The organism is Streptomyces sp. NPDC058683, assembly GCF_042716195.1.
GTDB lineage: Bacteria > Actinomycetota > Actinomycetes > Streptomycetales > Streptomycetaceae > Streptomyces.
The window spans coordinates 1-6,114 of record NZ_JBHXSK010000118.1 but is presented as its reverse complement, the minus strand read 5'-3'; the positions used below and the strand labels follow the sequence as shown (position 1 = coordinate 6,114).

Below are 6,114 nucleotides of genomic sequence, written 5' to 3'. Positions count from 1 at the left end.
GCATCACGCGGACCGGCCCCTGCCTCGTATGCGGGGTGCCGCTCAGGCCTCCAGCGGCCTGCCGTCGTGCAGGGCGATGGCGCGCTGCATCGCCTTGCGGGCGCGCGGGGTGTCCCGGGCGTCGTGATAGGCGACGGCGAGCCGGAACCAGCTGCGCCAGTCGTCGGGGGCGGCCTCGGTCTCGGCCTTGCGCTTGGCGAAGACCTCGTCGGCGGAGTCGCGGTCGATACGGCCGCCGGGGGTGCGCTTCAGCTCGTCCACGGGCAGGCCGCCCTCGGCGTCGAGTTCCGCGGCGAGGGCGTTGGCCCGGCGGACGAACTGGGTGTTCTTCCACAGGAACCACAGGCCGATGACCGGCAGGATCAGCACCGCCACCCCGAAGGTGACGGTGAGGACCGTGCCGGTCTGGATGAGCATCACGCCCCGGCTGCCGACCAGGACGAAGTAGAAGACCAGGACGGCGGCCGTGAGGGCGTAGGAGAGCTTCGCGCGCATGTCAGAGGTCTCGTATCAGCCCAGGTCCAGGAAGTTTTCCAGGCCGAAGGTCAGGCCCGGAGTGGTCACCACGCGGCGGGCGCCGAGCAGGATGCCCGGCATGAAGCTGCTGTGGTGGAGGGAGTCGTGGCGGATGGTGAGCGTCTCGCCCTCGCCGCCGAGCAGGACCTCCTGGTGGGCCAGGAGACCGCGCAGGCGGACGGCGTGGACGGGGATGCCGTCGACGTCGGCGCCGCGTGCGCCGTCCAGGGCGGTGACGGTGGCGTCGGGGGCCGGGGCGGTGCCGGCCGCGCGGCGGGCCTCGGCGATGAGCTGGGCGGTGCGGGTGGCGGTGCCGGAGGGGGCGTCGGCCTTGTTCGGGTGGTGGAGTTCGACGACCTCCACCGATTCGAAGTAAGGCGCGGCGATCTGCGCGAACTTCATCGTCAGCACGGCGCCGATGGAGAAGTTCGGGGCGATGAGCACGCCGGTCTCCGGGGACTGGTCCAGCCAGCCCGTCAGCTGCGCGAGGCGCTCGTCGGTCCAGCCCGTGGTGCCGACGACGGCGTGGATGCCGTGGCGCACGCAGAAGTCGAGGTTGCCCATCACCGAGGCGGGGGTGGTGAGTTCGACGGCGACCTGGGCGCCGGACTCGGCCAGCGCCTCCAGCTTGTCGCCCCGGCCGAGGGCGGCGACCAGCTCCATGTCCTCGGCGGTCCCGACCGCCTTGACCGCCTCGGAACCGATTCGGCCCTGGGCGCCGAGGACCGCCACGCGCAGCTTGCTCATCTTCTTCGTTCCTTACCGGTGGTGTGTCAGGCGACGGCGTCGTGCAGGCGTGCGGCCTGTTTGTCCTTGAGCGGGCCGATGACCGACAGCGACGGGCGCTGTCCCAGGATGTCGCGGGCTACGGAGCGGACCTCGTCCGGGGTCACCGCGGCTATCCGGGCCAGCATGTCGTCGACGGACATCTGCTCGCCCCAGCACAGCTCACTCTTGCCGATACGGTTCATCAGCGCGCCGGTGTCCTCCAGGCCGAGCACCGTGGAGCCCTGGAGCTGGCCGATGGCACGGCCGATCTCCTCGTCCGGCAGGCCGTGCTCGGCGACCTGGTCCAGTTCGTCCCGGCAGATCTTGAGGACGTCGTGGACCTGCGAGGGCCGGCAGCCGGCGTACACACCGAACAGGCCGCAGTCGGCGAAGCCCGAGGTGTACGAGTACACGCTGTAGGCCAGGCCGCGCTTCTCGCGGACCTCCTGGAAGAGCCGGGAGGACATGCCCCCGCCGAGGGCGGTGTTGAGCACGCCGAGCGCCCAGCGGCGGTCGTCGGTGCGGGGCAGTCCGGGCATGCCGAGGACGACGTGCGCCTGTTCGGTCTTGCGGCCGAGGAGTTCGACGCGGCCGGAGGTGCGGATGGTGCGGCTGCCCTCGCGCGGGCCGATGGGGGCCGCTTCGGCGGTCCGGAAGGCACCGGCCTTCTCGAAGGCCGCGCGGACCTGTCGTACGACCTTGTTGTGGTCGATGTTGCCGGCCGCCGCGACCACCAGGTGGGTGGGGTCGTAGTGCTTCTTGTAGAAGCGGCGGATGCGGTCGGCGGTGAGGGCGTTGACCGTGTCGACCGTGCCGAGGACCGGGCGGCCGAGGGCGTTGTCGCCGAACATGGTGTGCGCGAACAGGTCGTGCACGCAGTCGCCGGGGTCGTCCTCGGTCATGGCGATCTCTTCGAGGATCGCGCCCCGCTCGACGTTGACGTCGTCCTCGAGGATCAGGGAGCCCGTGAGCATGTCACAGACGACGTCGATGGCGAGCGGCAGGTCGGTGTCGAGCACGCGCGCGTAGTAGCACGTGTACTCCTTCGCCGTGAACGCGTTCATCTCGCCGCCGACCGCATCGATGGCGGAGGAGATGTCCAGGGCGGAGCGGCGCGTGGTGCCCTTGAAGAGAAGGTGCTCCAGGTAGTGCGTGGCGCCGTTCAGGGCGGGGGTCTCGTCGCGGGAGCCGACGTGGGCCCAGATGCCGAAGGTCGCGGAGCGTACCGAGGGCAGGGTCTCGGTGACGATGCGCAGGCCGCCGGGGAGGGTGGTCTTGCGGACCGTGCCGATGCCGTTCTCGCCCTTGATCAGGGTTTGGGTACGGGCGACGGCCCGCGCCTCCGAAGAGGTGCGGGCCGTCGTCGTGGAGCTGCTCGACGTCACTTGTCGGTGTCGTCCTTTGCGTCCTCGGAGGAAGCCTCTTCCTCGCCCTCGACCACGGGGATCAGGGAGAGCTTGCCGCGGGAGTCGATCTCGGCGATCTCGACCTGGACCTTCTGGCCCACGCCGAGGACGTCCTCGACGTTCTCCACGCGCTTGCCGCCGGCCAGCTTGCGGATCTGCGAGATGTGCAGCAGACCGTCCTTGCCGGGCAGCAGGGAGACGAACGCGCCGAAGGTGGTCGTCTTCACGACCGTGCCCAGGTAGCGCTCGCCGACCTCGGGCATCGTCGGGTTGGCGATGCCGTTGATCGTGGCGCGGGCGGCCTCGGCGGCCGGACCGTCGGAGGCGCCGATGTAGATGGTGCCGTCGTCCTCGATGGTGATCTCGGCGCCGGTGTCCTCCTGGATCTGGTTGATCATCTTGCCCTTGGGGCCGATGACCTCGCCGATCTTGTCCACGGGGATCTTGACGGTGATGATCCGCGGGGCGTTCGGGGACATCTCGTCCGGCTTGTCGATCGCTTCCATCATCACGTCGAGGATGTGGAGGCGGGCGTCCCGGGCCTGCTTGAGGGCGGCGGCCAGGACGGAGGCCGGGATGCCGTCCAGCTTGGTGTCGAGCTGGAGGGCGGTCACGAACTCCTTGGTGCCGGCGACCTTGAAGTCCATGTCACCGAAGGCGTCCTCCGCACCGAGGATGTCGGTGAGGCTGACGTAGTGCGTCTCGCCGTCGATCTCCTGAGAGATCAGGCCCATGGCGATACCGGCGACCGGGGCCTTCAGGGGCACACCGGCGTTCAGCAGCGACATGGTGGAGGCGCAGACCGAGCCCATGGAGGTCGAGCCGTTCGAGCTGAGCGCCTCGGACACCTGGCGGATCGCGTAGGGGAACTCCTCGCGGGTCGGCAGGACCGGGACCAGGGCGCGCTCGGCGAGGGCGCCGTGGCCGATCTCGCGGCGCTTCGGGGAGCCGACGCGGCCGGTCTCGCCGGTGGAGTACGGCGGGAAGTTGTAGTTGTGCATGTAGCGCTTGCGGGTCACCGGGGAAAGAGTGTCCAGCTGCTGCTCCATCCGGAGCATGTTGAGGGTGGTGACGCCCAGGATCTGGGTCTCGCCACGCTCGAACACGGCGGAACCGTGCACGCGCGGGATGGCCTCGACCTCGGCGGCCAGGGTGCGGATGTCGGTGACACCGCGGCCGTCGATGCGCTTCTTCTCCTTGATCACGCGCTCACGGACCAGCTGCTTGGTCAGCGAGCGGTACGCGGCGGAGATCTCCTTCTCGCGGCCCTCGAACTCCGGGAGCAGCTTCTCGGCGGCCAGACCCTTGACGCGGTCCAGCTCGGCCTCGCGCTCCTGCTTGCCGGCGATGGTCAGCGCGGAGGCGAGCTCCGGGCGGACGGCGGCGGACAGCGCCTCCAGGATGTCGTCCTGGTAGTCGAGGAAGATCGGGAACTCGCCGGTCGGCTTGGCGGCCTTCGCGGCGAGGTCGGCCTGGGCCTTGCAGAGCACCTTGATGAAGGGCTTCGCGGCGTCCAGACCGGAGGCGACGACCTCCTCGGTCGGCGCCTCGGCACCGCCCTGGACCAGCTGGATGGTCTTCTCGGTGGCCTCGGCCTCGACCATCATGATCGCGACGTCGCCGTCCTCCAGGACACGACCGGCGACCACCATGTCGAAGACGGCGTCCTCGAGCTCGGTGTGCGTCGGGAACGCGACCCACTGGCCGTTGATCAGCGCGACGCGGACGCCGCCGATCGGGCCGGAGAAGGGCAGACCGGCCAGCTGGGTGGACGCGGACGCGGCGTTGATCGCGACGACGTCGTACAGGTGGTCGGGGTTGAGCGCCATGATGGTGGCGACGACCTGGATCTCGTTGCGCAGGCCCTTCTTGAAGGACGGGCGCAGCGGGCGGTCGATCAGGCGGCAGGTGAGGATCGCGTCCTCGCTCGGCCGGCCCTCACGGCGGAAGAAGGAACCGGGGATCTTCCCGGCCGCGTACATGCGCTCCTCGACGTCCACCGTGAGGGGGAAGAAGTCGAGCTGGTCCTTCGGGTTCTTGGAGGCGGTGGTGGCCGACAGCACCATGGTGTCGTCGTCCAGGTACGCCACGGCGGAGCCGGCGGCCTGCTTGGCCAGGCGGCCCGTCTCGAAGCGGATGGTGCGGGTGCCGAAGGTGCCGTTGTCAATGACGGCCTCGGCGTAGTGGGTCTCGTTCTCCACTAGCGTTTTCTCCGTTACTTTCGTCTGCGTTACGTCTTTTGTCCCGGTCTGCCCGTGTGGCAGGGGGACGGTCCCGGAGAAGCGCGCCGTGCTGTGCGGGCCGGTCTTCGATCGAAGCACCCGGGGCTCGCTTCCCCCCGGGGGCCACTACCGAGGACCGGCGGCGGCTTGGGTGCGCTTCTCCTTGTTCGCTGTCGTGCTGTGTCGTGCGTATTGCGTTGTGCTACCACACTACAAAGCGTGAGTGACACTCCGCACGTTTCCGCACGTACGGCAAAGGGAGCGGCCCCGGGTGTCTCCGGGAACCGCTCCCTTCACGGCGTCTTACTTGGCGCCCGCCGCACCGCGGCGGATGCCCAGGCGGTCGACCAGCGCACGGAAGCGCTGGATGTCCTTCTTCGCCAGGTACTGCAGGAGGCGACGGCGCTGACCGACCAGGATCAGCAGACCACGACGGGAGTGGTGGTCGTGCTTGTGGACCTTGAGGTGCTCCGTCAGGTCGGAGATCCGACGCGACAGCATGGCGACCTGGACCTCGGGGGAGCCGGTGTCGCCCTCCTTGGTACCGAACTCGGTGATGATCTGCTTCTTCGTAGCGGCGTCGAGCGACACGCGTACTCCTCGTGGTCTGTGAGTGCCCACCGAGCGCCCCCGGTCTTCATCGCGGGAGAGCTTCCACTACTCGGGAGGCGGGATCCGTCGGGCGCGGCCTCAGGGGTCCACGGGGGACTCCGGGGGTGCGTACACAAACGGCCGTCGACCAGGGTACCAGTGCCGGAGTACAGGAATGTCCAGGACAGCCCTGGACCGTGCGGGACAGCCGAAGGCCGTGCGACCGCCAGTAGTGTGACCGTCACAGCGTACGTACGTCGTCGGGAAGGGGTCGCCGCGGGATGAGCGAGACGGCTGAGGAGATGAAGGCGCGCAAGGAGCGGGAACGGGACGAGCTCTACGCGCTCGACATCTCGGGCGTCGAGTGGCACTGCGCGCCCGGCACCGAGCAGGACGAGGAGCGGGTCGAGATCGCCTACCTGCCCGAGGGTGCCGTGGCCATGCGGTCGTCGCTCGATCCGGACACCGTGCTGCGGTACACGGAGGCGGAGTGGCGGGCCTTCGTGCTGGGCGCCCGGGACGGTGAGTTCGACCTGGAGCCGAACGAGCGCAACGGCGGCCTGGCCGCCCAGTGACCGACGGCCCGGCTGTGGGGCGGCACGCGCGCGTGC

6 protein-coding genes are annotated in these 6,114 nt (G+C 69.5%); 1 reads left to right on the top strand and 5 read right to left on the bottom strand.

Translation table 11 applies throughout. From position 1 onward, the window contains the following. Positions 1-42 precede the first annotated feature (42 nt). The 5 genes from ACFWXC_RS52800 to rpsO all read right to left on the bottom strand — a co-directional run bounded on the left by ACFWXC_RS52800 (position 43) and on the right by rpsO (position 5,503). A complete protein-coding gene (locus ACFWXC_RS52800) occupies positions 43-495 on the bottom strand; it encodes a hypothetical protein (protein ID WP_351747501.1) in 453 nt (150 codons plus the stop codon). Positions 496-510: 15 nt separating this feature from the next. Further along, a complete protein-coding gene (gene dapB, locus ACFWXC_RS52795) occupies positions 511-1,263 on the bottom strand; it encodes a 4-hydroxy-tetrahydrodipicolinate reductase (protein ID WP_384491474.1) in 753 nt (250 codons plus the stop codon). Between the two features lie 26 nt (positions 1,264-1,289). Then, positions 1,290-2,669 (bottom strand): M16 family metallopeptidase, encoded by a 1,380-nt coding sequence (locus ACFWXC_RS52790; RefSeq protein WP_382547335.1) that lies wholly within the window; start codon positions 2,667-2,669, stop codon positions 1,290-1,292. Continuing rightward, complete coding sequence (locus tag ACFWXC_RS52785; RefSeq protein ID WP_384491472.1) at positions 2,666-4,891, bottom strand: polyribonucleotide nucleotidyltransferase; 2,226 nt, start codon at positions 4,889-4,891, stop codon at positions 2,666-2,668. The genes ACFWXC_RS52790 and ACFWXC_RS52785 overlap by 4 nt, the downstream gene beginning before the upstream one ends. 324 nt (positions 4,892-5,215) lie before the next feature. Then, on the bottom strand, positions 5,216-5,503 hold the full coding sequence (gene rpsO / locus ACFWXC_RS52780) for a 30S ribosomal protein S15 (protein WP_089098391.1): 288 nt from the start codon (positions 5,501-5,503) through the stop codon (positions 5,216-5,218). A gap of 281 nt (positions 5,504-5,784) precedes the next feature. Between rpsO and ACFWXC_RS52775 the strand changes: the two genes are divergently transcribed. Beyond that, entirely contained in the window at positions 5,785-6,078 is a 294-nt protein-coding gene (locus ACFWXC_RS52775; protein WP_123973668.1) for a DUF397 domain-containing protein, read from the top strand. Positions 6,079-6,114 lie beyond the last annotated feature (36 nt).

Bases quoted from the DNA above. Each gene is read 5' to 3' on its own strand.
- dapB (WP_384491474.1), bottom strand. From the start codon at position 1,263: ATGAGCAAGCTGCGCGTGGCGGTCCTCGGCGCCCAGGGCCGAATCGGT.
- ACFWXC_RS52800 (WP_351747501.1), bottom strand. From the start codon at position 495: ATGCGCGCGAAGCTCTCCTACGCCCTCACGGCCGCCGTCCTGGTCTTC.
- ACFWXC_RS52775 (WP_123973668.1), top strand. From the start codon at position 5,785: ATGAGCGAGACGGCTGAGGAGATGAAGGCGCGCAAGGAGCGGGAACGG.